At 46.8% G+C, this 26120-nt stretch carries 20 protein-coding genes, 1 tRNA gene and 1 pseudogene; 12 read left to right on the top strand and 10 right to left on the bottom strand.

Annotation, left to right across the window (positions count from 1 at the left end):
- Positions 1–6: 6 nt before the first annotated feature.
- Genes MF542_RS10920 through MF542_RS10905 form a run of 4 tightly spaced genes read right to left on the bottom strand, consistent with a single transcriptional unit; the run spans position 7 to position 2220 of the window.
- Entirely contained in the window at positions 7–630 is a 624-nt protein-coding gene (locus MF542_RS10920) for a MarC family protein (protein WP_247019144.1), read from the bottom strand.
- Positions 631–683: 53 nt separating this feature from the next.
- A complete protein-coding gene (gene folD / locus MF542_RS10915) occupies positions 684–1568 on the bottom strand; it encodes a bifunctional methylenetetrahydrofolate dehydrogenase/methenyltetrahydrofolate cyclohydrolase FolD (RefSeq protein WP_247019142.1) in 885 nt (294 codons plus the stop codon).
- A 34-nt stretch (positions 1569–1602) separates the two neighbouring features.
- Positions 1603–1926, bottom strand: coding sequence for an ACR/YggU family protein (locus tag MF542_RS10910; protein WP_247019140.1), 324 nt, complete (start codon positions 1924–1926; stop codon positions 1603–1605).
- A gap of 3 nt (positions 1927–1929) precedes the next feature.
- A complete protein-coding gene (locus MF542_RS10905; RefSeq protein ID WP_247019138.1) occupies positions 1930–2220 on the bottom strand; it encodes a YggT family protein in 291 nt (96 codons plus the stop codon).
- A gap of 212 nt (positions 2221–2432) precedes the next feature.
- On the opposite strand from MF542_RS10905, the gene MF542_RS10900 reads away from it, so the two are divergent.
- From MF542_RS10900 to MF542_RS10875, 6 genes are all read left to right on the top strand, one after another.
- Positions 2433–5465 carry a beta strand repeat-containing protein gene (locus MF542_RS10900; protein WP_247019137.1) on the top strand — a complete coding sequence of 1011 codons (3033 nt, stop codon included), beginning with the start codon at positions 2433–2435 and terminating at the stop codon, positions 5463–5465.
- Positions 5466–5920: 455 nt separating this feature from the next.
- A complete protein-coding gene (locus tag MF542_RS10895) occupies positions 5921–6334 on the top strand; it encodes a hypothetical protein (RefSeq protein WP_247019134.1) in 414 nt (137 codons plus the stop codon).
- A 140-nt stretch (positions 6335–6474) separates the two neighbouring features.
- A complete protein-coding gene (locus MF542_RS10890) occupies positions 6475–9210 on the top strand; it encodes a TonB-dependent receptor domain-containing protein (RefSeq protein ID WP_247019133.1) in 2736 nt (911 codons plus the stop codon).
- A gap of 241 nt (positions 9211–9451) precedes the next feature.
- Complete coding sequence (locus MF542_RS10885; protein WP_247019129.1) at positions 9452–11977, top strand: TonB-dependent receptor; 2526 nt, start codon at positions 9452–9454, stop codon at positions 11975–11977.
- Between the two features lie 207 nt (positions 11978–12184).
- Entirely contained in the window at positions 12185–13636 is a 1452-nt protein-coding gene (locus tag MF542_RS10880) for an inorganic phosphate transporter (protein WP_247019127.1), read from the top strand.
- Positions 13637–13770: 134 nt separating this feature from the next.
- Positions 13771–15219, top strand: coding sequence for a serine hydrolase domain-containing protein (locus MF542_RS10875; protein ID WP_247019125.1), 1449 nt, complete (start codon positions 13771–13773; stop codon positions 15217–15219).
- 12 nt (positions 15220–15231) lie between these two features.
- Here MF542_RS10875 and polA read toward each other — a convergent pair whose 3' ends face one another.
- Together polA and MF542_RS10865 are read right to left on the bottom strand one after the other, a co-directional pair.
- Positions 15232–18015, bottom strand: coding sequence for a DNA polymerase I (gene polA / locus MF542_RS10870; protein WP_247019123.1), 2784 nt, complete (start codon positions 18013–18015; stop codon positions 15232–15234).
- Positions 18016–18061: 46 nt separating this feature from the next.
- Positions 18062–18238, bottom strand: coding sequence for a zinc-finger domain-containing protein (locus tag MF542_RS10865; protein ID WP_247019121.1), 177 nt, complete (start codon positions 18236–18238; stop codon positions 18062–18064).
- A 143-nt stretch (positions 18239–18381) separates the two neighbouring features.
- On the opposite strand from MF542_RS10865, the gene MF542_RS10860 reads away from it, so the two are divergent.
- Both MF542_RS10860 and nadB read left to right on the top strand, forming a co-directional pair.
- The gene (locus tag MF542_RS10860; RefSeq protein WP_247019119.1) at positions 18382–19329 is read left to right on the top strand and encodes an ABC transporter ATP-binding protein; all 948 of its coding nucleotides are present in this window, start codon (positions 18382–18384) and stop codon (positions 19327–19329) included.
- The gene (gene nadB, locus MF542_RS10855) at positions 19326–20954 is read left to right on the top strand and encodes an L-aspartate oxidase (protein ID WP_247019116.1); all 1629 of its coding nucleotides are present in this window, start codon (positions 19326–19328) and stop codon (positions 20952–20954) included. Before MF542_RS10860 ends, nadB begins: the two co-directional genes overlap by 4 nt.
- Positions 20955–21037: 83 nt before the next feature.
- Here the strand turns inward: nadB and MF542_RS10850 are convergent, their stop codons facing one another.
- Positions 21038–21397: an energy transducer TonB gene (locus tag MF542_RS10850; protein WP_247019114.1), complete on the bottom strand. Its 360-nt coding sequence runs from the start codon at positions 21395–21397 to the stop codon at positions 21038–21040.
- Between the two features lie 395 nt (positions 21398–21792).
- Between MF542_RS10850 and MF542_RS10845 the strand changes: the two genes are divergently transcribed.
- Positions 21793–21869: transfer RNA gene (locus MF542_RS10845), tRNA-Arg, on the top strand.
- Between the two features lie 502 nt (positions 21870–22371).
- Here MF542_RS10845 and MF542_RS17805 read toward each other — a convergent pair.
- Positions 22372–23367: pseudogene (locus MF542_RS17805) on the bottom strand (recombinase family protein); the annotation flags it as partial.
- Positions 23367–23654, bottom strand: a complete 288-nt coding sequence (locus tag MF542_RS10840; RefSeq protein ID WP_247019113.1) for a hypothetical protein — start codon at positions 23652–23654, stop codon at positions 23367–23369. The gene MF542_RS10840 and the pseudogene MF542_RS17805, both read right to left, overlap by 1 nt.
- 215 nt (positions 23655–23869) lie before the next feature.
- Here MF542_RS10840 and MF542_RS10835 point away from each other — a divergent pair, with 215 nt between their 5' ends.
- Both MF542_RS10835 and MF542_RS10830 read left to right on the top strand, forming a co-directional pair.
- On the top strand, positions 23870–24466 hold the full coding sequence (locus MF542_RS10835) for a hypothetical protein (protein ID WP_247019111.1): 597 nt from the start codon (positions 23870–23872) through the stop codon (positions 24464–24466).
- Positions 24463–25053, top strand: coding sequence for a hypothetical protein (locus tag MF542_RS10830; RefSeq protein ID WP_247019108.1), 591 nt, complete (start codon positions 24463–24465; stop codon positions 25051–25053). Before MF542_RS10835 ends, MF542_RS10830 begins: the two co-directional genes overlap by 4 nt.
- Positions 25054–25094: 41 nt before the next feature.
- Here MF542_RS10830 and MF542_RS10825 read toward each other — a convergent pair whose 3' ends face one another.
- Positions 25095–25709, bottom strand: coding sequence for a hypothetical protein (locus MF542_RS10825; RefSeq protein ID WP_247019106.1), 615 nt, complete (start codon positions 25707–25709; stop codon positions 25095–25097).
- A gap of 244 nt (positions 25710–25953) precedes the next feature.
- Here MF542_RS10825 and MF542_RS10820 point away from each other — a divergent pair.
- Positions 25954–26120, top strand: a 167-nt coding sequence (locus MF542_RS10820; protein WP_247015955.1) for a recombinase family protein, incomplete at its 3' end; no start/stop codon positions are given.

The raw sequence follows: 26120 nt of genomic DNA, 5'->3' as shown, positions 1-26120 counted from the left end.
TTAACCTTAACCACCCAGGAAGGTGGCTTTAAGCCCATCCAGAATATACTGGAATGCTAGTGCCGCCAGAATAACACCTAATAGACGGGTAAGAACGGCATTCACGGTTGGGCCAAGGAAATCCATAACCTTGCCTGCCACAAGGAAGGTCAAAAGCGTAATCAGCATCACAAGACCAAGAGCTGCGAGAACACCTGCTTGCCCCACGTAATCACCATTATGATTGGCAATAAGAAGCATAATGGTAGCGATAGAGCCCGGACCAGCTAGAAGTGGTAGGCCGATAGGGAATACGGAAATATCTTCAAAGTGCTCATCAATCCGTTCAGCGGCATCCTGTTTACGTTCGGTACGTTTTTCAAAAACCATCTCAATCGCGATGATAAAGAGCATCACACCACCCGCAACACGGAGTGCATCCATTGAAATGCCTAGCGCGCCAAGAAAAGCTTCACCAACAAGGGCAAAGAAAACCAGAATCAAGGTGCCAACGATTGAGCCCTTAATGGCCATGCTACGTTTATGTGATTTAGGCGTACCTTGGGTAAGCCCCGCAAAAACCGGGGCAATACCGATAGGATCAATAATCACAAACAGGGCGATGAAGGCTGCTATAAACGCTTCATACATATCATGTTTCCTTTAGGGTTAACTTTCGTTTGGCACCATACCGTTACGGCTGGCTAAATTTCAATCCCGTTTTGATAGCAAGTAGCAGTTACCGTATTCTTAAGAAGGCAGGCGATTGTCATTGGGCCAACACCACCCGGTACAGGGGTGATAGCATGCGCTCGTTCAGCGGCGGATGCGAACTCAACATCTCCTACAACACGGGTTTTGCCTTCGCCGCGCTCTGGTGCAGGGATACGGTTGATACCTACGTCAATGACTGTGGCGCCTTCTTTGATCCAGTTGCCTTTTACCATTTCCGCTCTACCAACTGCAGCTACCACAATATCCGCAGCTCGAACTTCATCTTCGAGGTTTTTTGTGCGGCTGTGTGCAATGGTAACAGTGCAGCTTTCATTGAGAAGGAGCTGGGCCATTGGCTTTCCAACGATGTTTGAGCGGCCAACAACAATAGCCTTTTTGCCGGAAAGATCACCAAGTGTATCTTTCAGCATCAAAATGCAGCCAAGTGGTGTGCAAGGCACCATGCCTTTGCCGCCAGTTGCCAGAAGGCCTGAGTTTACAACATGGAAACCATCCACATCTTTTTCAGGTGCGATGGTTTCAATGATGGCAGCTTCATCCATGTGCTTTGGAAGGGGCAGCTGCACAAGAATACCGTTTACAGCAGGATCGGCGTTTAGTTCTTTTACTTTTGCCACCAGTTCTTCCTGACTGGTTTCTTCTGGCATTTCAAAGTGAAAGCTGTTCATCCCAACTTCAGCTGTTTGTTTCACTTTGTTTTTTACATAAATCTCGCTTGCAGGGTCATTCCCAACAATAACAACGGCAAGGCCAGGTTTAATGTTATGATTATCTTTGAGTTTGCTGACATCTTCAGCAACATTTGATCGCACTTTTGCGGAAAAGGCTTTTCCGTCTATCAGGTGGGCGGTCATGGGCGTTCAGCTCCGGGCATAAGAGTAGTGGTGTTTAAATTTTCAGGCCCAGCACCATAAGTTTTTCGGTGATTATATTTTTAAGGGCGTCACCGTCGCCTGTAATCAAAACCGTCTTTTGCCGGGCTTGGTCCCCCGCTATAAGGCTTATAGAGGTTTTGGGCAACCCGAGTTTTTTCGATAGCAGCCTTACGAGTGACGCATTGGCTTTCCCTTTTTCAGGGACAGCGGTGACAGATGCTTTGATGTAGCGCTTGCCGTCTGCATCATTTTCAAGACGGATTAAGGCATCTTTTGATGCCTTAGGTGTAAGTTTGATATGAAGAACAACGCCTTCAGCTTTGAGCTGTAACGGCACAGGTTAATAGAACATTGGTGCGATTGAGGTGTTGATCAAAATCTGAACGAAACGGATACCTAAAAACAGTATAATAACTGATAGGTCCAACCCGTTGAATGGCGGAACGTATCTTCGAATATGTCGAACAGCAGGCTCAATTAGTCGGCCCAAGAAGCCATTAATGGTCTGTACCAGAGGTTGGTAGCTGTTAATAATGTTGAAGGCTACGAGCCAGCTTATGATCACATAGACCAGCAAGCATAATGCATATAGATCAAGCACTGTGTTAATCAGCCAGAAGATTGCTGTCATGATTTTTTATCCTTTACTGTCAATTGGCCTTAATTAGCACGGACCTTGCAACTGATGTAGTGAATTTAATGCTCGAATGCAATTGAGCGGCAATTTTTGCCTTTAAAAGCGAGTCGTTTTCGATGGTTTGCGAATGAAGGGCGGTAAAGTTTGCCGACTAGGAATTTATTTCCGGGTTTTGAGTGGATATGTTGACTGAGAGAAGCTGATAGATGGCACTGTTTGGAAATGCGAGTTTTGGCTCATTGTTCGGCGCTGGTGGCGCACAGAGCACATTTTCTACGCCTGTAATTGGTGTTAGTGAGTCTCTTCTTCAGGCATCCTTCAACGCTGACCTTACTCGTCTTGGTCTTCAAAACTTATCTCCAGCTGATCGTGCGGCTTTTAATCGCGGCACATCAGAGGACGCCTTTATCCTGCCGCCTGGCTTCGGTGGTGCAGAAGAAACTGAAGACACCACCTTGAATGAAAGGGTGCGCGAGGTACGGGCGAAGACAACATTTATTGATACAGATTCTAGGTTTATCGAATCAGTAGAGAATGATATCGATCGACAGGCAACGTTTGTTTTGTTCCAGGCGCTTACAGATCTTAGAACGCTTGCTGAATTTGCGGCGGATGACCGTACAAGTGAAGCATCTCTGGAACGTATTGATGAGCAGTTCCAGCAAGGGTTTGCTGAAGTTCAGAATTATCTTCTGGAGACACAGACTGATAGGTTGGATTTATTCCTTGGTGAAAAAACCGATGATGTGGAAACGGCAATCCGTACAGGTAGGAATGGTACTGTAACCGAGGGTTCTGGTGTTGTTGGAAACCGTACGGACGTTGTATCCGGGCTAACTGGTACCGAGGTCTTTACAGTTACTATCAGTAAAGCTGGTGAAACGGATAATATCACTGTTGATTTGTCTGGCATCTCTGGTGATCTGACACTTGAGAATATCGCGGCTCATATCAATACGCAAATTGAAGCACTTACAGATACGAACGATGAGGGCGAAGAGTTTATCAAGCACCAAACCCGCTTTAGTGTAAGTGAAGATTCAAATGGTCGCTTCGGGCTTCAGGTAGATGGTACGATTACGGAAGCGGTAACTCTGTCAGCTGCCAGTGCAGAGCCTACATTGTATGTTGCATCCTCAGTTTCTCAAATTGATGACAGCTTTGCGACAACTGCCCGGGTCACCCAAGTGAATGGTTTGTCGGGCACTCTTGTTAGAGATGATTCTTTCACATTTGCTGGTATTGACTTAGCTGCAACTGAGCTTAACGAGCTTACAGCTGATGCAGAAGAGGATGATGTGGATGAAGATATCGCCGCACTGCGTGATCAATTCAGGGCTGATGCGCTTGCTGATGTTACCACTAATAGTACGTCAAATGATGATGACAACACTTCAGATAACTCTGCGTCTATCACGAATGTAGACAGCGAGTTTGTTGAAAATGCCAACACGTTTGGTAATCGAGTTGCAACAACAAGCGATGGCGGTATTTTTGTTGTAGGCACAACTCAAGGGTCGTTTGGACACCAGATTAATACATCAGGCACTCAGGATGTTTATCTTACCCGCTTTGATAGCGAAGGGAGCGAGCTATTCTCCCGCCTTCTTGGTGCAGCAGACAGCGCTGATGTTTTTGATATTACTGTTGATGCCAATGATAATGTCATTATCACTGGTCAGACAAATGGTGAACTTGCGCAAGGCGATGTAATTGATAGCGAAGAAGGTGATGCCTTTGTTGCCAAGTTCAATGAAAATGGTGATGAAGTTTTCCGGTATCAGCTTGATACATTTGCTGAAACAAGTGGCCAAACCGTTGCTGTTGATTCTAATGGCGATATTTTTGTAGGTGGATTTACGCGGTCGCCAATTGGTGTTGGATCAACATTCGCAGGTGGCGAAGATGCGTTGGTGTTGAAACTAAACGGCACCACGGGCGCGCTTCAGGATAGCCATGTTTTTGGTACATCAGGCAACGATGTTGTGAAGGGCATCGCTGTGGATGCAAACGATAATGTGGTGCTGGCGGTGGAAGAGGGCGCGAACGCGGTTGTGTACCGGATTGATGGCAGCAACCTTTCCAGTCAAACAGATAGTGTGAATTTTGGTAACCTTGGTTTGGGCGGCTCTATCGAGAGCTTGACGATCGATAATACCAACGGTGAAGTTTATCTGGCAGGCACTACAAATGGTGGTAGTTTGAATGCATCTGGGGCCGCAACGGTCAATGGCGCGCAATCTACCGGTTTTGATGGTTTTGTAAGCGGTGCTACACTAAGTGGTAGTACGAATTTATCTGCTAACTTTACTACTTACCTTTCAACGACAGGCACAGATACCATCGCCGATGTGGTGGTAAATAATGGTAATGTTTATGTAGCTGGTTCTACAAATGCAGAATTTGCGGGTGAGGATGACCGTGGGGCAACAGATGCTTTTGTAGCAAGGTTGGATGGTGCTTCAGGAACAGTAAGTGATATTGAACAGTTTGGTGAGGGCTTGGCGCGTACTAACGTAGGTGGCTTAGCATTTACCGCACAGGGCGATAGCGTACTTGAAACGCTGGGTTTGCCTGTTGGTGACATCAGTATCGATGAAACTCTGGATATTGAAACTCAGACATCAGCCACGGAAGGCGATCACTTCTTTATTTCCTTTGATGGCGGTCGGCGCCGGGAAATTGATTTGGATGAGGGTGATACACTAGATGATATTGCCCGCAAAATTCGGATCGCTGGTTTTGGTCAGGTTGAAGTGAATGTAAGCTCCAGCCTTGAAGGGGATCGCTTGCAGATTGAAGCGTTGAGTGACGGTGTATCTGTTGATTTGATCGCTGGCGCTGAAGGTGAGGACTTGCTTGGCCATTTAGGATTGGAACCAGGACGCTTGCTGCCGCGGGATGAAATTTTCGATCTGAATGACGATGATGATCGTCCGTTTGATCCTGAGACAGATCTGGGTGGTGTTTTTGGTTTGGGCCTTGAAGGTGCGCTGCATATCCGAGACAGAGCGACAGCGAATTATGTTTTGAATTTGCTTGATAGTGCAATCGGCACAACCCAGCGCGCGTTCCGGTCCCTTGAATTCAACCAGTTCCGAGATTTGTTGAATAGGCCTGGTGCTAGCGGGGGTACGGTATCCCAGGCAACTCAGAATCAGCTGGCTAATTTACAGTCTGGTCTTGCTCGTTTGCAGGCAGGTTCCCCTGCAGGATCTTCTCTAAGTTTGTTCGCTTAGTAACACTTTGTAAAGAAATCAGCCTTATAAAATTTGCGTCTGAATAGGTGCAAATTGGGTGAGGCACGACTTATTGCTAAATAGGTTGATGGCCTCATAAATGAAAAAGCCCGCTCTTTGAGCGGGCTTTTTTCTGCTTGAGCGGGGTACGCGGGAATAGGTGCACGATTGGGGGTCGAGTAAATAAATTACCCATTCCCGCACCCCTGCTCGAGAGGTATCTAAACATATTCAAGCGGTGTGCCAGAATTTGTTTTTAAATAAATTGTTTAAAAACAAATAGTTAGATAAATCGAGATGCCTACATTATTAAAATTGTATCATTTTGTTGAAAAATGCATCAAAATTATGTCTCTAAATGCAACAGTTGTCGCAAAATAAGATAATTTATCACTTCCTATTTGGTTGTAGTTGGGTCATGCTATTGATCTGACAGATGATTTTGAAAGAAACCTATGTTGAGATTTGCTTCAATAGTGATGATCCTTTTGCTGGCTGCGGAATTTTCGCCAGCTCTTTTTGCGTTGACTGTGCAGGATGCGCCGGAAGAAGGTAAGCACAAGGTTGAACTCATGCCTTTTACCTTCACTATGCAGAAAAAAGGTAGGCTTATCGGTAAGGTGACTGTGCAGGCTGTTCTTGAAGTGCAGGATGCTTCAAAAATTGAGTATGTGAAACAGCGTGTGCCGCAGATTCGTGCCGATTTTAATCTGGTTTTATCAGAACTTTCTCGTGTTCGATTTGATATCAATCGTCCGATTGATCCTGATCTGGTTCAGCGATCTTTAACTCCTTATGCAGATTACCGCGTGGGGAAAGATGTTGTGAAGGTCTATCTTAAACAGGCTCTTATTGAGCCCAATAAGTAAATAAATACAGCTACAAACAAATAACAAACTGCCCTGACTACAAAAAATAGTGGTTCAAGCCCTTGACCAAAGGGGCGATCGAACTAACCATTAATGGTTGGGAAGGAATAATAAATATTAGTCTAATCAGGAGGGGATATATGCTTCTTACTCGCTTTAGGAATGCTACCGCCTTGGCGGCAGGCTGTCTGAGCATGCTTGCAACTAGCCAAGTAGTGGCTCAAGACGATGAGTCCTATGAAATCGAAGAAGTTGTTGTTACCGGTACTTATTTAAAAGGTAAATCACAGTTCAATAGCCCATCACCAATCGCGGTGATCGGCGCAGATAATTTGAATAACATCGGCGCTAGTACAGTAGCGGATCTTGTTCAGACGCTAACAATCAACGCTGGTTCTCAGAACAATCCAGATGCGTTTACGCAGAATAACACCACGGGTACGTCAAACTTTAACCTGCGCGGTCTTGGTGTGGCGTCTACACTTGTTCTTTTGAATGGTCGCCGTCAGGTTAACACAGGCGCGCTTACGAATGACGGTGTAACATTTGTGGATACAAGTTCACTTGTGCCGCAGATTGCTGTGCAGCGTATTGAGATCGTGAAAGACGGTGCCGCTGCGATTTATGGTACAGATGCTGTTGCTGGCGTTGTTAACTTTATCACGGATGATAACTTTGAAGGTCTTTCACTAAGTGCACGCGGTGCAACACTGACAGGTGAAGGAAGTCAGAGCGATCTTCAGGTTGAAGGTAAATTTGGTTGGAGTTCAGGTAACACGAACTTCATGATTGCCGCTAGCTATCTTGACCGTACAGAGCTAACGACTGCAGAGCGCCGTCTGAGCCGCCCTGAGGATGATAGCTCAGCGCTGGGTAACCCGGGCTCGTTCTTTGTGCCGTCTGTTGCTGCCGGCCTGGCACAGCAATCTGCTGCAGCTGCAGCTGCCGGCAACGCAACGTTGGCTGCCCAGTTGGCTGCTCTTGCTAGGGCACCAATTATCGACCCAACAGGTTGTGGCGAAGTAGGTGGTATTCCTGCGGCAGCTACAACTCTACCTAATGGTCTTCAGCCGGGTACATGTCGTTTTGATTTCGGTGATTTCTTCACGCTCGTGCCTGAAGAAGAGCGTATTCAACTGTACGGTGTGGTGAAACACGAATTTGAAGGTGGGCATACATTCCGTGCTGAAGTTGCTTATGCAGACAATGAAGCAAGCCGCGGTAACTCACCATCGTTCCCATTCCTTCAGTTAGGTGCTGCTCAGGTGCCTGCGGATCACCCAAACAACGTATTTGGTGAACAGGTTACATTCTTTGGACGTGTGAGCGGTGTAGGTGGTGATGTATCGCCAAGCAGCTTTACATCTGAAACATACCGTGTGAGCGGTGCAATTGATGGCCCAATTAATGATAACTGGAGCTATAACCTTGCAGCAACCTATGCCAAGAACGATCATACGAACAATACAGAAGATACTGTAACTGATCGTGTTCGTCTTGCTCTGCAAGGTCTTGGAGGCCCGAACTGTGATGCTGCAACTGGCACACCTGGTGAAGGTAACTGTCAATACTTTAACCCGTTTGCGACATCATTTACTACATCGCCTAATGATCCAGCACTGCTTGATCATCTGATTGCTACTCAAACTATTGAGAGTAATTCAGAGCTATGGACAATTGATGCTGTTCTTTCAGGTACAGTGGGTTCGCTTCCTGCGGGTGATATTGGCCTTGCGGTTGGTTTCCAGTACCGTGATGAAACTTTTGGTCGTGATCTAGATCCGCTTGCAAATGCTGATGCGTTTGCGTTTGTTATCGGCGCACCAGATTTTGAAGACAGCCGTAGCATTTATGCATTCTTTGCAGAGGCTTTAGCGCCAATCACTGATAAGATTGACCTATCTGTTGCAGCTCGTTTTGAGGATTATGGTGGGAATATTGGATCAACATTTGATCCAAAAGTATCCTTACTTGCACGTCCAACAGATAGCCTGACACTTCGTGGTAGTTATTCCACAAGTTTCCGTGCGCCTAGCCAATTCCAGATTCAAGGCCAGGCTACGAGCCTTAACCAGATCAGTGATCCACTTACCGGTGGAACATTCTTTGCGGCGGTTCGTGGTACAGATCCTCAAGGTGGTCGTGCTCTTGATCCGGAGCAAAGTAAGGCATGGAACTTCGGTCTTTCTTGGCAGCCAATTGATGGTTTGAGTGTTGATATCGATTATTTCAACTACGATTTCTCTGATGTGATCATTCAGGAAAACTTCCAGTCTGTAGTGAATGCTGATCCAACAGGTGACCGTGTGGTTCGTGCCTTTGATGGCGGTCCGATCCTGATGGTATTTGTAGATTATGTGAATGCATCAAGCGTTAAAACAGATGGCCTCGATGTATCTGTAAAGTATGATATAGAAGTTGGTGACGGCGTTATTCAGCCATTCTTCGACGGTACATACTTGTTCAGCTATGATATCACTGATCCACAAGCTGGTAACATTGATGGCGTAGGTAACCGGAACTTCTCTAACTTCGGTAGCCCAACACCAAAAACACGCTTTAACACAGGTATCGCGTTTACCAACGATACCCATGATGCGCGTTTCTATGTTCGTCATATCTCTGGTCTAGATGATGATCAGGTTATTGGTGGGGTAGAGAATGGTGATATCCCAAGCTACACAACTGTAGATGTTCAATATAGCTTGAACCTTGGCGGTATTTTCGAAAACCTTGATGGAACATCGCTCCAGATTGGTGCTCGGAACGTGTTTGATAAAGATGTACCTCGCGTGGCAACAAATGGTGGCTTCGAAAGCCGTACACATGATCCACGTCAACGTTCGGTTTATGCGAAAATTAGCACAACATTCTAATGTTGCTACTTTACGTTACGGAATCAAAAGGGCGACCTCGGTCGCCCTTTGTCTTTTTGAGCACTAATTTCTATTTTTCTTTGAAAAAACAGCAGTTTGGCTAAAGAATCCCCTTGACCTGAGCCATTTGCCATATGATCATTTTACTTAGGTCTTTGAAAGTTTTGAACCTTGATACGTGTTGCCAGAGCATATGAGGATGTCGGGTTTTCGAGACTAGGGATATATATGGGAGGACTTCATGAAACTATCACGCGGGCAAGGGACGCGTTCCCGCCTTTTGGCATCTGTCGCGTTGTGCGCGAGTATGGCCACCACTACAGCAGTCGTTGCACAAGATGACGAATTTGAGCTCGAAGAAATTCTTGTAACATCATCCAAGCGTACTCAAACGCTACAGGAAACACCGATTGCAGTTTCTGTAACAACAGCAGAAACCTTTGAAAAAGCACGTCTTTTAGATATCAATGATCTACAAACCGTTGTACCTTCATTGCGTGTTACAACGCTTCAAAACTCAGCATCGACAAACTTCGTAATTCGTGGTTTTGGTAATGGTGCGAACAACGCTGGTATCGAACCATCAGTAGGTGTGTTCATTGACGGTGTTTACCGTTCTCGTTCAGCGGCCCAAATTGGTGACCTTCCACGTCTTGAGCGTGTTGAGGTACTAAGTGGTCCGCAAAGTACACTCTTTGGTAAAAACGCTTCTGCGGGTGTAATCAGCGTAGTTTCTGCGGCTCCATCATACGAAACAGAAGGTCGTGTAGAGCTTCAGTATGGTAATTATGATCAGGTTGTTGCACGTGGTTATATCACGGGCGGGTTGTCTGATACCGTTGCTGTTAGCCTGTCAGGCGGTATTAACAAGCGCGATGGATACACAGAAAGCCTTGTAGACGGCATTGATGATCTAAACGACCGTGATCGTTGGAATATTCGTGGCCAGGTACTCTTTGAGCCAAGTGAAAATGTAAGCTTCCGTTTGATTGCTGATTACAGCAAGATTGACGAGAGCTGCTGTACAGTTACCACTATTCAAAATGGCCCGACAGCTGCAGCTGTTCAAGCGCTTGGCGGTGCTCTGAATGATGATACAGATCCATTCTCATATACAGCGCCGTTCAACCAGCCTTCTATTAACGAAGTGAAAGATGGCGGAATCTCCCTTCAGGGTGATGTTGACTTTGACACCTTCACTCTAACATCCATCACAGCTTACCGCTCGAACAAGAGCTTTAACGATGCTGAGGCGGATTATACGGGTGCGAATATTATTGATAGCGCGAACAATGACGCTGATATCGATACATTCACTCAAGAAATTCGCCTGACATCTACAGGTGATAATGTACTCGACTGGATGGTTGGTGGTTTCTTCTTCCAGGAAGATATCACACAGATTCAAGGGCTTGAGTATGGTACAGACACACGCGCCTACGTAGACCTTCTAACTGGTGCGCCGGGTACGCTTGCAACACTGGAAGCACTTTCCGGTTCAACGCCAGGTTCGTTCTTTAATGCAGATACTACAACGCGTGAAACTTTCACGCAGGACAACACTGCATACTCTATCTTTGCCACAGTTGATTATCATATTACTGACCGGGTAACTCTGACAGGTGGTGTGAACTACACCAAAGATAAAAAGACTGTAACGGGTAGCACTGTGAACGGGGATGCATTCTCTGCAATTGATCTGTTCACTGTGAACAATGGTCTTATTCCTCAAGCCTTCTTCGGACAGGCATTCCAGGGAGCGACAGGCCTTGCACCAACACCAGAGAATATTGCCGCTATTGAAGCTGCGGCTCCTGGCACAAGTGCAGCTATTCAGGCTGGTGTAAACGAGTCAATCACAGGCCTACAGGCGCTGCAATTCCAGCCGCAATTTGTTGCCTTCCCGAACTCTGTGGAAGACGGCAGAACAAGCGATGATAAATTTACCTGGACAGCACGTGTGGCTTATCAAGTAAGTGATGCTGTGAATGTGTATGCAAGTGTTGCAACAGGCTTTAAGGCTTCGTCTTGGAACTTGTCACGTGATAGTCGTCCATTCCCTGGGGATCAGGCAGCACTTGAAGCCGCTGGTCTTACTCAGGTTAACCAGAACTTTGGTACACGCTTTGCGGGCCCAGAGGAATCAACGGTTTACGAACTCGGTCTGAAAGCACGTTTCGCGCGCGGTCACTTGAACCTTGCGCTCTTCGACCAGACTATCAAAGGTTTCCAGTCGAACGCCTTTACTGGTACAGGCTTTAACCTTGTAAATGCTGGTAAGCAGTCTACCAAAGGTGTTGAACTTGAGTTCTCTTACTACCTAACAGACGATTTTGTTGTTGGTTTCTCAGGTATTTACCTAGATCCGCTATATGATGATTTCGTAGGTGGCCTTGGCCCGAATGGTCCAACAGACCTATCAGGCACACGTCCGCTAGGTATTCACGAATTCAGCGCAAGCACATCTGCTACATATAACTTTGAATTCGATAACGGAATGTACGGTTATGTACGTGCAGATTGGCTTTATGAAAGTGATGAGCCTGTTGGTGATCGCTTCCCAACAATCACTCGTGAAGTTAATACCTTCAATGCAAGTGCGGGAATCACTCTTGAAAATGGTGTAAGCCTTCAGATTTGGGGTCGTAACCTATTCAATGATGAATATTTCTTCACAGCGTTCCCAGGTGTTATTCAGCCGGGTACGATCAATGGTTATCCAAGTGCACCAAGAACTTATGGTCTAACACTGGCTTACGAGTTCTAAAAAACTCTAAGAAATCTGCGGAAGGGCGGCCTGTTTGGTCGCCCTTTTTTTTATGCGAAATTCGCTTGCACTTGGGGTAAAATCAGCTATCAGTTCTGTGTAATAAAAATTTCATAATAAAGATTCCCAATAGGGAAAAGCATGGGCTATAGCCTGTTACAGTTTTGTTTTTGAGTACCAAAGCTTGGTTTATCTAAGGGTTTATTGATGAATAATCACAAGGTTGATTCTGACCTTAAAAAGGTACAGGGCTTCCAAACTGGGGTAAGTGAACACGGGCGACCAATCGCTAACCTTGGTTTTGCAATGTTATTTTTGCTGGGTGTATTCCTCTATGCATCTTTAGTACATGGCCTTGAAGGCACAAGTGTATTTGTAATCGTGGCTGCTGTTATTGGCGGCTATATGGCGATGAATATCGGCGCTAACGATGTTGCCAATAATATTGGCCCGGCTGTTGGTTCCAAAGCGCTTACAATGGTGGGTGCGCTTATCATTGCAGCTGTTTTTGAAGCCTCTGGTGCTCTTCTTGCGGGTGGTGATGTGGTTTCCACAATCCGCAAAGGTATCATTGATCCTTCAGGTATCAGCGATCAGATGGTTTTTATCTGGGCTATGATGTCAGCACTGTTGGCGGCTGCATTGTGGCTTAATCTCGCGACATATGTTGGCGCGCCTGTATCTACCACTCATTCAATTGTAGGCGGTGTAGTAGGGGCTGGTATTGCAGCTGCTGGTGCTTCAAGCGTGGCATGGGGTAAGCTGGCAGCCATTGCAGCCAGCTGGGTTATTTCACCTCTCTTGGGCGGTGTTATCGCTGCTGGGTTCCTCTATTTTATTAAGCGGAATATCCTTTGGCAGGATGATATGCTCGCGGCTTCTCGGCGGTGGGTGCCCGTACTTGTTGCTATCATGTCAGCAGCTTTCACTCTTTATCTTGCTACAAAAGGTTTGGCTAAGGTCTGGAAACCTGATGTTGTGTCCATGTGGGCAATTACAGCGCTTGTGGCTTTTGCAACATGGCTTGCAACCAAACCACTGGTTGCGCGCCGTTCCTTGGTGCTTGAAAATCGCCGTAAATCAGTAGCAAGCCTGTTTACAATTCCGCTTATTTTCTCTGCAGCGCTTCTTTCATTCGCACACGGTGCGAATGATGTGGCCAACGCGGTTGGTCCGCTGGCAGCTATCGTAAGTGTTGCAGCAGATAGTTCAGGGACGGATCAGGTTTCTATTCCACTGTGGGTGATGATTATCGGTGCTATTGGTATTTCTATTGGCCTGATGCTTTTTGGTCCGAAGTTGATCCGCACGGTTGGTGAAAAAATCACTAAACTGAACCAGATGCGCGCCTTCTGTGTAGCGCTGGCAGCCGCTATTACTGTGATTGCGGCAAGCTGGCTTGGGCTTCCGGTATCATCTACACACATCGCTGTAGGTGGTGTATTCGGTGTAGGTTTCCTCCGCGAATATCTAACTAATAAAGGTTCCGATGCCAAAGGGCGTCCAACGAAGAAAGAACGCCGTGCGCGCGAAAAACGCAAGCTTGTGCGCCGCCGTGAAATGCTGACAATTGCAGCAGCATGGATAATTACCGTGCCAGTGGCAGGTATGCTCTCGGCTGGCCTCTTCTTTGTGCTCTATAATGTTTTTGAAGGCTAAGGGTTTTCCAATTCTTTGAGTTCTTGAAAAGCCGCTTCCTGTGAAGCGGTTTTTTTGTCGCAGCACCTCTATGTCACATATACATAGCTTAAAGGTCTTGAGATAGTCCTCTAAGCAAACAACAGGGGGATACTGTGTTTAAGATATTGGCATCAGTTTTGGCACTTGGTTTTACTGAAGTAGCAGTAGCGGACGAACAAGAGGTTCAAAAATTTGAAAATGCTCTCGCACCAACCTTTCAACTGAAGGGTAGAACACAAACATTTAATATGCTTGAGCGAATGCATGTGCACGGTGTACCCGCTGTTTCTGTTGCCATCATTGATGATGGGAAAATCGCTTGGTCTCACGCTTGGGGCGTGAGTGATACAGCATCAGGGAAACAGGCCACGGAGCACACACTCTTTCAAGCAGCTTCTATCTCAAAACCTGTTTCCGCTTTTGCCGTTATGCAGATGGTGGATAAAGGTGAACTTCGCTTAGATACACCTATCAATGATTACCTCAAAAGCTGGCAGTTGCCGGAAAATAAGTTAACAGAGAAAACGCCAGTTACATTAAAGCACCTTCTAAGCCATACGGCTGGTACGACAGTGCATGGTTTCCCGGGGTATCCGCTTGGGGCTGAATATCCATCCACCAAGGATGTTGTAGCAGGGGCAGGAACAGCAAATACAGGCGCTGTAATAGTGGATTTCGAACCGGGTACCAATTGGCGCTATTCTGGTGGTGGTTACACCGTAATGCAGCTCGCGCTTGAGGACAGGGCAGGTGTTTGGTTCCCTGAGATTGTCAATAAACTCACGGTAAAACCTGCGGGCATGAATGAGAGCTTCTTTGATTTTATTGTCCCTGAAAATAAGAAAGCATTGCTGGCATCCGGGCATTTGCCAAATGGTGAGATTGTTAAAGATGGGTATGTAGTACACCCTGAAAGCGCGGCTGCCAGCCTCTGGACAACACCCAATGATATCGCCGCTTTTTCGCTGGAAATGATGAAAGCATGGAATGGTGTGGAAGGGGCTTTGATAACTCAGAAGTCTGCCAAAGAAATGCTGACACATATCAAGGGTGGGTACGGCTTGGGCTTCAGTTTGGAGATGGAAGGTGATGAGATCATCGGCTTCAAACACGGTGGATCAAATGTTGGTTTCCGGGCTTATATGATTACCCTTCTCGAAGGTAAAGGTGCTGTTGTGATGACTAACAGTGATAACGGCATGAAGATTATAGAGGAAATCCTGAGTGCGGCGGCAAACACGTATGATTGGCCCATTTACCAATCTGAAGTGAAAGACTGGAGACCAGCAACCAAGGAAGAAAAAGTTAGGTTTACAGGTTCATATGCCTTTGAGTTTCAAGGACGTGAGATACGTTTTAATGTTACCACAGAAGGTGAAGGCTTTCTTGTCGAGAGCTCAGGTAACTTGTCTCCAACACAGTTCTTTATTGAAGGGCATGAAAAAGGGGAAACCTATCTCTTCGCACAAATGGGTATGGAGTTTTCTTTCAGCAAAAATGAAGCTGGAGAGCTAGTTATGAAGGTGTGGGGCAACCAAGCGAAGAGATTGCCCGCACAGTGATAAAGGTTGGGGCTAGTGCGCTTCTTCCCAGTTATGGCCTGTACCGCAATCCACAATTAGGGGTACGCTCAAATCAAGCACTGGTTTGCAGGCGTTTTCCATCACATCACGGATAACAGGGATCGCCGCTTCCACTTTGCCTTCAGGTGCTTCAAACACCAGTTCATCATGCACCTGAAGGAGCATGCGAACATCCGTTAGGCCAGCGTCCTTAAGTGCATCTGGCATGCGGATCATCGCCCGGCGGATCACATCAGCGGCCGTACCCTGAATTGGGGCGTTGATGGCTGCACGTTCTCCAAAGCCGCGCTTCATTGGGTTTTTGTCCTGTAGGGATGGTGTGTGGCACTTGCGGCCAAATAGCGTTTCCACATAGCCGTGCTCTTTACCGAACTCTACCGTATCATCCATATATTTGCGGATGCCCGGGAATTTTTCGAAATAGGCATCAATATATTTCGCAGCATCCGAGCGGCTAATATCTAATTGGCGAGCAAGGCCGAAAGCCGAAATACCGTAGATGATACCGAAGTTGATGGCTTTAGCCTGACGGCGAACAATCGGGTCCATGCCTTCAACAGGCACACCAAATACTTCACTTGCTGTCATAGCGTGAATATCAGTGCCTTCTGCAAACGCTTTCTGCAGTGCTTCAATTTCAGCGATATGAGCAAGGATACGCAGTTCAATCTGGCTATAGTCTGCCGCGATCAGAATGTTACCTTCTTCTGGCACAAAGGCACGGCGGATTTTACGGCCTTCTTCCGTACGGATCGGAATATTCTGAAGGTTCGGGTCATTTGATGACAAACGGCCCGTTGTAGTAGACGCCATATGGTAGCTGGTGTGCACGCGGCCTGTATGCGGGTTTACTTGCTGCTGGAGTGCATCAGTATAGGTGCTCTTCAGCTTGGAGAACTGGCGGAACTCCATTACCTTCTTAGGTAGTTCGTGGCCTTCCGCTGCCAGTTTTTCAAGCACATCTACATTAGTTTGCCATGCGCCTGTTTTCGCGGATTTTTTGCCGCCTTTCAGACCAAGGTCATCAAAGAGAATTTCACCTAGCTGCTTCGGTGATGCAACGTTAAACGGGCGACCTGCCATGTCCTGAATTTCTTTATCCAGACGCTCGATGCCCATAGCAAAATCATTGGAAAGTTTTTTCAGCGTACCTACGTCTACCTTGATGCCTTCAAGCTCCATACCTGACAGTACTTTAGCCAGTGGGCGTTCAAGGGTTTCGTAAACCGTTGTCACCTTCTCTGGCGATAGGCGTGGTTTCAGAATTTTATACAGGCGAAGTGTGATATCAGCGTCTTCAGCGGCATAATCCGTTGCGCGGTCCAGCGGTACTTTATCAAAAGTAATCTGGTTTTTGCCTGTGCCTGCAATTTCCTTGAACGGAATTGGGGTAATATCCAGATGAATGCCTGAAAGTTCGTCCATACCGTGGTTATGCTTGCCAGCATCCAGCGCGTAGCTGATCAGCATGGTGTCATCCATTGGGTGGAGATTAATGCCCACACGGGAGAGGATCGACATATCATACTTGAGGTTTTGCCCAACCTTCAGAACAGAAGCGTCTTCCAGCATCGGCTTAAGTGCTTTAATTACGTCTGCTTTTGGCAGTTGATGTGGTGGTTCTGCTAGGAGATCATCGCTGTCACCTACGTGACCCACAGGGATATAACAGGCTTGCCCTGGCTTCGTAGACAGGCAGATACCCACAAGATCAGCTTCAGCGGCATCAAGGCCTGTAGTTTCAGTATCTACAGCTACAACGCCAGTCGCGTAAGCGCGCTCGATCCATTTCTCAAGCTCGGCCATATCAGTTACGCAGCTATAGTCTTTTTCAACCGTCTCTACTTCTTCATCGATTGGGTCGGCCTCTGTGCCGTCACCCCAAGCGGCAATTGCTTTTACACGGAGTGAGCGGAAATCCTGTGCGTCCACAAACTTCAGGAATGGGTCCAGCTCAGGCTGTGAAAGGCCAAAATCATCAACGCTGTTTTCCACAGGCACATCTGATTTAAGCGTAACAAGCTGGCGGCTGACGCGCGCCATATCTGCGAATTCAATCAGGTTTTCGCGGCGTTTCTTCTGTTTGATCTCTTCGGCGCGTTCAAGAAGTGTATCCAGATCGCCGTATTCGTTAATGAGAAGCGCAGCGGTTTTGATACCGATACCAGGCACGCCTGGTACATTATCCACGCTATCACCCGCGAGCGACTGCACATCCACAACGCGTTCCGGGCCAACACCGAATTTTTCAACCACACCGTCTGCGGCAGTGCGCTTGCTTTTCATGGTGTCAAACATATCGGTGCGGTCATCTAGAAGCTGCATCAAATCTTTGTCTGAGCTTACGATGGTTACCTGCCAGCCTTTTGCGCGTGCTTCAGCGGCATAGGTTGCGATCAGATCATCGGCCTCATAGCCTTCCATCTCAATAGCGGGTAAGCCAAAGGCTTCAGTTGCTTCGCGGATCAGCGGGAACTGAGGTACCAGATCTTCAGGTGCTGGTGGGCGGTGCGCTTTATATTCTGGGTAAATTTCAGAACGGAATGTTTTGCGGGCCGCATCAAAAATCACAGCGAGGTGCGTTGGCTTTTCGTTATCTTCCAGATCCTGAAGCAGTTTCATGATCATATTGGAAAAGCCGTATACCGCACCCACAGGGGTACCGTCGCTGCGAGTTAGTGGCTTTCGAGCATAAGCCATGGCGTGATAGGCGCGAAAAATATAGCCGGAGCCATCGATCAAATATAAATGCTCTTTGCCGCTCTCTGCAGTCATCAGCTTCCCCTGAAATAATTATGTGTGGATAGTTCTGCTAAGTGGTTTACTTATCAGAAGGGCCGCCTTGCAAAATATAGCGGCGATCACAATATGGGCATTCTACCTGGCCGTTTTCGTCCATGGTTAGATAAACGCGTGGATGACCAAGGGCGCCGCCGTCGCCATCGCAGGCTACCTTTTTTGTGTCAACAATTTTAGTTTCTGGTGCTTCAAGCGTCATGGGTTTAATCTCTCTAGGATTTTTACTCGGTTAGACGGGAACTATTCTATATATCAAAGCTACTGCGGCGTACAAGCGGTGTGGTGCATATGGCAGTGAATTTTATACCATGCTGCTGGGTTAAGTTTGTAAAGGATTTTGGTGTGAGCGGAAATGCAATTGAAATCAAAGGCTTGAAGAAAGTTTATAAAGGCCGTGGCGGTGCTGAAGATAAAGTTGCGCTCAAAGGGATTGATCTTGAAATTCCGCAAGGGTCCATGTTTGGGCTGTTGGGGCCGAACGGTGCCGGTAAATCAACCACGATTAATATCCTTGCAGGCCTTGTGAATAAAACAGCGGGTGATGCCAAAATCTGGGGTTTTGATATTGATGAAAACCCACGAAATGCGCGTGCGAACATTGGTATCGTGCCGCAGGAATTGATGTTTGATGCGTTTTTTACTCCGCGTGAAATGCTTGAAGTGCAAGCCGGTATGTACGGCGTACCGAGCGAGGACCGCCGCACTGAGGAACTGCTGAAGGCAGTGCATCTTTATGATAAGGCAGACGCTTATTCCCGCTCTCTTTCTGGCGGTATGAAACGTCGCCTTTTGGTTGCTAAGGCACTTGTACATAACCCGCCTGTTCTGGTGCTTGATGAACCAACAGCGGGTGTTGATATTGAACTTAGGCAGCAGCTCTGGGATTATGTACGCGAACTGCACTCCCGTGGTACAACTATTGTGCTGACTACTCACTATCTTGAAGAAGCGGAAGAGCTTTGTGATACCATCGCCATCATCAACCACGGTGAAGTGGTATGTTCTGAATCAACCGAGCAGCTTCTGAAGCGGATTGATGAGAAAGAAGTGGTGATCAAAGTTGGTGAAACATTGGGTGCAATCCCAATAGAACTTGCTGATTTCAATAGCCATCTGCGCGGTGAACATGAACTTGCTGTTCAGATTAACCAAAGCGATGCAAACGTTGGTGCTGTGCTGGCTGCAGTTCAAAAAGCTGGGCTGACGATCAATGATATCTCAACTAACGAGACCGACCTTGAAGATATTTTCCTTCAGCTTACCAGCAAGAAAGAAGGCAAAGCGGCATGAAGCACATCTATGATGTTGTGATCGCGGGCACTGGTGCGGCGGGTTTGACCGCAGCGCTTAAGCTTGCGCCGCATATGAAAGTGGCTGTGCTATCCAAGGGCCCCATGTCAGGTGGTTCAACCCGCTGGGCACAGGGCGGTATTGCCGCGGTTCTTGAAGCTACTGACAGTATCCAAAGCCATATTGATGACACGCTGGTTGCGGGCGCCGGGCTCTGTAATGAAGAGGCGGTGCGTTTTGTGGTGGAACGTGGCCGGGAGGCCATCGAAGGCCTTATTGATCTGGGCGTGGAGTTTGACCGTGCCAATCAAGCCCATGAAGACGGCTATGATTACCACCTCACTCGAGAAGGGGGGCATAGCCACCGGCGGATTATCCATGCAGCAGATGCGACCGGAAAAGCCGTTCAGAAAACCCTGAATGAGCAGGTTCTAGCACACCCGAATATTGATATTTATGAATATCATGTAGCGGTGGATGTGATCACTAACCGTCACTTGGAAAAGCAGGGTGGTTACACGGACCAGGCCCACGGGCTTTATGTGCTTAATTTGAAAACAGGTGGCGTGGAAACCTTTTCTGCGCGCTCCACTATTCTCGCCACAGGCGGTGCATCAAGGGTGTATCTCTACAGCAGTAATCCTGATGCCAGCACAGGGGACGGTATTGCCATGGCGTGGCGTGCAGGCTGCCGCGTAACCAACATGGAGTTTAACCAGTTCCACCCAACGTGCCTTTATCATCCAGACGCAAAAACCTTCCTGATTACCGAGGCTATGCGTGGTGAGGGTGCAGTGCTTAGGGGGAAAGACGGTGAACGTTTTATGCCCAAGTATGATGAGAGGGCTGAACTAGCACCAAGGGATATTGTAGCCCGCGCTATCGATAGCGAAATGAAACGCACCGGTGTCGATAATGTGTGGCTTGATATCACCCATAAGGATGCGGATTTCGTGATCTCGCATTTCCCGAATATTTACCGCTACTGTCAATCGCTTGGGATTGACATCACGTCTGACCTGATCCCGGTGGTGCCTGCTGCGCACTATACCTGCGGTGGTATTCATATTGATATGAATTCGCGCACAGATTTGGGCCAGCTTTATGCCATTGGTGAATGCGCACACACAGGCCTTCACGGGGCAAACCGGATGGCTTCCAACAGCCTGCTTGAATGCCTTGTGATGGGAAATGCTGCCGCCGATGATATTCTTGAAAATGCGGCAGATCTTCAGGCACCAGCCATTGTGCGGCCGTGGGATGAAAGCCAGGTAACGGATTCTGACGAAGAAGTAGTGGTAAGCCATAACTGGAAAGAGCTGCGCCGTTTTATGTGGGATTATGTGGGCATTGTGCGTACAGATAAACGCCTTGCCCGGGCTAAACGCCGGGTTGATCTTCTGGCTGCTGAAATTCAGGAATATTACGGCAACTTTAGGGTAACCGCTGATCTTCTTGAGTTGAGGAACTTGGTGACAGTGGCTGATCTTATTGTGCGTTCAGCGCAGATGCGCAAGGAAAGCCGGGGCCTTCACTATACGCCGGATTATCCTGAACTGGCTGAAGGCAGTTATGAGACCACGCTTATCCCTTTCAGCCGAACGGTATCTGACCGGGTAGCCTAACTAGCATTCGATTTCAGAAAAAGAAAAGCCCGGCAGGGAGGAAGCCGGGCTTTTTGCACATTCTCTGGGGGAAAATGCGGGGATTAGTCTAGACGCCAGTCTAGTGGAAGAACGAAAGAAAGTTCTTCTTGGCCAGCAGGAAGTGATGGCAGTGGGTTCAGGCGCTTAACCAGTTTCGGGATTTCGCGGTCAAGAACAGCAGCACCAGTTTCTTCGATTACTTCATGCGCTTTAATTGCGCCGTCAGCAGCAACTGTCAGGCGGATTTTTGCTTTACCTTCAATTTCGCGAGCAAGAGCAGAACGTGGGTAGCGCTGATTTTTAGCTACTTTTTTCGCAACAGCTTTCTTCCATGCTGTCATATCTTCAACAGCGAATACAGCTGTCGTACTTGCTAGTGCGCAGAATGTTGCCAGAACTAGTACTTTAATAAGGTTTGTCATCACGTTTCCTATAAATTTCAATCAAAACCTGGGGGATTTGCGGGCGGTTTTACGGGGAATTCGTAACCAAAAGGTTACCAAAATAAGGAAAGCAATTTTTTGCTGATATAAACCATTATAAGCGATTCATTTAATGGATATTGTTCAGTTTTGCGCAATAATATTATAAGCTTTAACGGCCTTTTAACCACAAGGGTGATTCGTATAAACTGCTGTGGTGGTAAAATTCTCGCATTTGGCGGGGTGATTCACGCTTCCTTGAGCTTGCCGTGAAGAAGAAGCAGGTTGCGGGCGATGTTCCCTTTGAGCATTAAAAGGTATGGATTGCATATCATGCGAAAAGAAACTTGAAGGTGGCTTCATTGCCGTGTAGTGTCCGCGCCACCAACTGATGCGCACCCATAGCTCAGCTGGATAGAGCGCTGCCCTCCGAAGGCAGAGGCCAGAGGTTCGAATCCTCTTGGGTGCGCCATCTCAAAATTTTCCCCACAAATCTCCCTCAAAGCCTTGAATGGCAAGGCGTACGCTGGTGTTCGAAAACCTTCACCGCGCTTGAACGCTAATTTGTCTGCAAACGTCAGTCTTAGGACCGTTCTTTTGTCCACCAATTTGGGGGAATTCCATATTTTCTGCGGGTTTGAGAGGTAGGTCATAGCGTGTTCGAACATTTGCTCGAAGGTATGCTTGGGTTTGTGCATATCTGCAAGCTGTTCACGCAACTCAAACTTGGTATTTTCAAGTCTTTGGATTTTACGTTCATATGCTTTGACGACAGTTTTGCTATCCGAATCTGCGAGGAGGTCCATCAACTCATCGATTTGTTTGTCGATAGAATTCAAGTCTCTCTTCACACAGGCCTTGAGTTGCGTGGCTTTTGACACTGACATGTCCCATAAATCACGAAACATATCTGCTGCGAGCGCCGCTAGAGATTCTGATGGCTGCAACTTGCCTAAAAGCGTTTCGAACTCTTTCTCAATTAGCTCTTTACGGATAGATTTTCGGTAGCTTTCACAGCCTTTAATAAAGCAAAGATAGTAAGGGTAGCTCTTATTTCTACCTTTAGACCAACAAGCGGTTAAAGGATGACCGCAATCACCACAGGTAATGAAACCACGTAAAGGGAAGTCTTCTCTGATATCCGCGACTGCAGGTGCTTTGGCACCTTTCTTCAGGCGTTCCTGTATCTTTTGATATGTTTGGAATTTAATCAGAGGCTCATGATGACCCTTTCTCAAAGAGACATCCCAATCAGGGATTTCAATATAGCCTGCATAGATAGGACGATTAAGAAGCTCGTATATCCGTTGATGACGTGCGATCCCTTTACTGAAATAAGGTTGCTTTTCCAGGAAACGCTTCGCTTCGGCTTTTGTTTCAAAGCGTCCTGATGCAAATCCATTCAAAGCTTCAGCTAGAATAGTGGCGTAAGGTTCGTCTCTTACAAGCAACTTGCCATGACCCGCTACTTTCTCATAGCGATAGCCTATTGGGGGCATAAACACCCAATAACCATTCATCGCACGCGCACGCATACGGTTCTTGGTTTGCTCGCCGTTCTTCTGTCGCTGGTGTTGCGATACAGAGGCAAGAAGGTTCTCTACAAGAATAGAGTCTGAGTCTTCACCAAACTCAATAGAAGGGCTTTCAAGCACACCGCCTGCATTTGCAATATCAGCTCGTAACTGCAAGTGAGCATCTAAGCCACGAGCAAGACGAGAGATATCGTCAATGATAACGATGTGACCACTACCTTTTCTATTGGCACTCAGATAATTAAGCATGGCTTGCATACCTGTTCGTGCAGTCAGGGAACCTGACGTGTCGTCGTTAAATACCTTAACGACTTTATGGCCTTTATACTTCGCATATTCACGACAACGCGTTTCCTGAGAAGAAAGACCATTGCCGCGTGTGGTCTGTTTTACATTCGACACACGGCAGTAGATTACAGCTGGTTGTTGGGGCATTATTTGTCCTCGCTTTCTGTTGTTAATTTATCCTTCAAGTATAAGTCATACTCGTCATCTAATGGGGCTGGTTCAAAGTCTTCTCCACAGATAGCTTTAAGGGCGAGAGTGGTTGCATCTCTGCCAAAACCTAAGTCAACAAATTGGGTCATGATCTGCCAGAGTGTGACGAGCAATTCCTGTTTTTGCTCTTCGGTCAGATCAAACTCGTCCAGATGGTGGCGATACTTTTCGAGTTCAGGAGAGTCAGCGGGTAGTGGGTCTGGGATTGGGGCATGTTCATTCATGTCTTCTACTTTCTTTTTATAGTTTGCGAGGGCATGTATTCGCCCACACTTGAAAAAAATTACATCTCAATAGAGATATTTTTTGCTTGCGATTGTATTTTCGCTGATTGAAAACTTGTCATGTGAACTATGGAGAAGTCTAAGGACTGCCTGTTAAGTCCTGTAAAGTTTACGGAAGTTTACAAACTGAGTGATTTTGTTAGGGGTACATAAGTATGGCATTTGATGTGGCAGCGCATGGGCTTGATAGCCATTATTCCCCAGCACAACAGGAACGTATCAGACAGTTAATGCTTGAGGATTGGAAAGCCGCTGGCGTTAAGCTTCCTACCTACATGAAACTTGTTGCACGCTATATCGAGAAAACAGGTGTGTCAGAAGACTGGCTGTCAAAGCTGCGTCACCAGACAATGGATAATATGCTCAAGAAGCTCTACAACCCACGCTATGAGTTTTGGGCGTGCCTCCATTTATATCTGAATAAGAAATACGGTCATCAAGACATCACCGGTCAGTATGCCGAGGATGATATATTTGGTGCTGCCTTCGTTCGCTATGGGGGCGCTCAGTCAGCCCCAAATTCAGGTCAGCATAAAATCGGCGACATGGTGATTGATATAACCACCGAGGAAGGGAAGGAGTTTGCATATGCCTCAATCTCTCAGGAAGGTAGCCATAAACCTCTAAATGACTTTACCCTTGATATTGAACATCCGGTAAGAGGCGTTGCTATTAAGCAGGATCAAAAGACCTTAATCATTTTAAGGGATGTAATGACCCAAGCGATCACCATGCGGGAGCTTGAGCAATGAGTGATCAGGCACAAGAACGCTTTGAAGCATTAAAGGTGTATTTCGATAAATTGCCAGCCAAGGAAAAAGAGCGAGAGGCCGCAAAAGGGCAGACTCATGATGGTGCTGTATTTGATCTGATTAAGAATGGTGACGGCGTTGGCCTCTATGCCTCTGTGCAAAAAGACCCAAGCTTGCTTGAGAAGCAGGACGAAAAGGGGATGACGCCTCTACACTGGTCTGCGGCGGATAAATCTGGCCTTACGTATGAGATCACTACGTCACAACCAAGCAATGCACCTTGGATGCGAGATAACTTTGATCGCTTGCCTATGGAGGTAGCTAAAGAAGCTGGACGTGAACAAGATCAATTAAAACTCGAACGCGTTACATATCCGCAGCTATTCCAGCAGGAGAAAAATGGCCCTGAGCAATCAGCTAAAGTTTCCAAATATTATAAGAAGCATAAGGAAACAGGTAAGGCAGATACAAGAGCTAGGGAAAACCGTGCTTTGGAAAAGCTTAAAGCCAAGCTTAACAAACTGTCCCAAACAAAAGAACTTGGAAGCCCAAAAGAAAAAACGAAATCAAAGAGCAGGGGACGATGAAAAAAGGGCGGCTTTATAGCCGCCTGAATTTGTGGGGTTAGTTATAGACCGTATTCTTGTTTTTTCTCGGCGACTACTTCTTCAATGGTTTCACCTGAAAACCCGAACTTCTTTCCAGCCTTCGCATATGCCGCATCTGCCTTCTTGCGGAAGGCTAGTTCTTCCGGTGTATCAAGGATCAGGGCATTCTTATAACCATCCCACGAAATACGTGTGCCGTTATGGTCATAGTAATGCTTCAGGGCGTCACTAATCTTCGCTCTATGGGTGCCATAGTACCAAGAGCCATCTTTGTTTTTCTTAACCGTCATGACGGCTTCTTTCTCACCCTTTGTGCCTTTGGGGTAAAGAACCGCAATAACATTCTGCTTGGGTAAGTTTGCCGGATTACTGTCACTAACTTCATAGATGGTTTTGGCGATGCCTTCGATGGTAGAGACGTGAAGCTTCAACCGCACTTTATATTCTGGTTCCGCATCTGAACCTTCATTGTCAAATGCCAAAACCTCAACGTCATCCAATTGAATGACAGGCGTATCTGAATCAAATTCCTTCTCTTCAATTGCTGCTTTTAATGTGTCTGGGGTGATTGGTTCGGGATAGCTATCACAGGCGGCTAACCCTAATAATAAGAACATCATAAATAGATATTTCATGATGAATAATTCCTTCGAGTTAAAACCCTCCATTTCTCCCGTTTTTCATAACTATAAATTGACAGATTCAGCTTTTAAACGTAGGTAGGAAATCCAACGACTTGCTAAACATACAGTCGTATGTATCGAGTCGATGCGTGCAAATTCAGCCCCCGTGCATAATGGAGCCTTTTTGCACGACTTACACGTATCAAGAGTCTCTTTTCCCTTTTAAATCAATCCTCTAAAGCCCTATCCTTCATATATGAAGATAGGATATGCCCGCGTTTCTACCGAGGATCAAAGCCTTGATCTCCAACTAGATGCACTCACTGCTGCTGGCTGTGAAGCGATCTATAAAGATCATGGTGTGAGTGGCGTTAAATCTAATCGCCACGGCCTTGATGCTGCGATCAAAGCAACAGGGAAAAA

This window comes from Kordiimonas laminariae, from assembly GCF_023008165.1.
Lineage (GTDB): Bacteria > Pseudomonadota > Alphaproteobacteria > Sphingomonadales > Kordiimonadaceae > Kordiimonas > Kordiimonas laminariae.
The sequence above is the reverse complement of the archived record's forward strand: the minus strand, read 5'-3'. Positions and strand labels throughout refer to the sequence as shown.

Excerpts from the sequence above, each read along its gene's own strand:
- MF542_RS10900 (WP_247019137.1), top strand. The coding sequence starts at position 2,433 with ATGGCACTGTTTGGAAATGCGAGTTTTGGCTCATTGTTCGGCGCTGGT.
- MF542_RS10890 (WP_247019133.1), top strand. The coding sequence starts at position 6,475 with ATGCTTCTTACTCGCTTTAGGAATGCTACCGCCTTGGCGGCAGGCTGT.
- MF542_RS10905 (WP_247019138.1), bottom strand. The coding sequence starts at position 2,220 with ATGACAGCAATCTTCTGGCTGATTAACACAGTGCTTGATCTATATGCA.
- MF542_RS10880 (WP_247019127.1), top strand. The coding sequence starts at position 12,185 with ATGAATAATCACAAGGTTGATTCTGACCTTAAAAAGGTACAGGGCTTC.
- MF542_RS10850 (WP_247019114.1), bottom strand. The coding sequence starts at position 21,397 with ATGACAAACCTTATTAAAGTACTAGTTCTGGCAACATTCTGCGCACTA.
- MF542_RS10840 (WP_247019113.1), bottom strand. The coding sequence starts at position 23,654 with ATGAATGAACATGCCCCAATCCCAGACCCACTACCCGCTGACTCTCCT.
- MF542_RS10830 (WP_247019108.1), top strand. The coding sequence starts at position 24,463 with ATGAGTGATCAGGCACAAGAACGCTTTGAAGCATTAAAGGTGTATTTC.
- MF542_RS10920 (WP_247019144.1), bottom strand. The coding sequence starts at position 630 with ATGTATGAAGCGTTTATAGCAGCCTTCATCGCCCTGTTTGTGATTATT.
- folD (WP_247019142.1), bottom strand. The coding sequence starts at position 1,568 with ATGACCGCCCACCTGATAGACGGAAAAGCCTTTTCCGCAAAAGTGCGA.
- MF542_RS10895 (WP_247019134.1), top strand. The coding sequence starts at position 5,921 with ATGTTGAGATTTGCTTCAATAGTGATGATCCTTTTGCTGGCTGCGGAA.
- MF542_RS10865 (WP_247019121.1), bottom strand. The coding sequence starts at position 18,238 with ATGACGCTTGAAGCACCAGAAACTAAAATTGTTGACACAAAAAAGGTA.
- MF542_RS10835 (WP_247019111.1), top strand. The coding sequence starts at position 23,870 with ATGGCATTTGATGTGGCAGCGCATGGGCTTGATAGCCATTATTCCCCA.
- nadB (WP_247019116.1), top strand. The coding sequence starts at position 19,326 with ATGAAGCACATCTATGATGTTGTGATCGCGGGCACTGGTGCGGCGGGT.
- MF542_RS10825 (WP_247019106.1), bottom strand. The coding sequence starts at position 25,709 with ATGAAATATCTATTTATGATGTTCTTATTATTAGGGTTAGCCGCCTGT.
- MF542_RS10885 (WP_247019129.1), top strand. The coding sequence starts at position 9,452 with ATGAAACTATCACGCGGGCAAGGGACGCGTTCCCGCCTTTTGGCATCT.
- polA (WP_247019123.1), bottom strand. The coding sequence starts at position 18,015 with ATGACTGCAGAGAGCGGCAAAGAGCATTTATATTTGATCGATGGCTCC.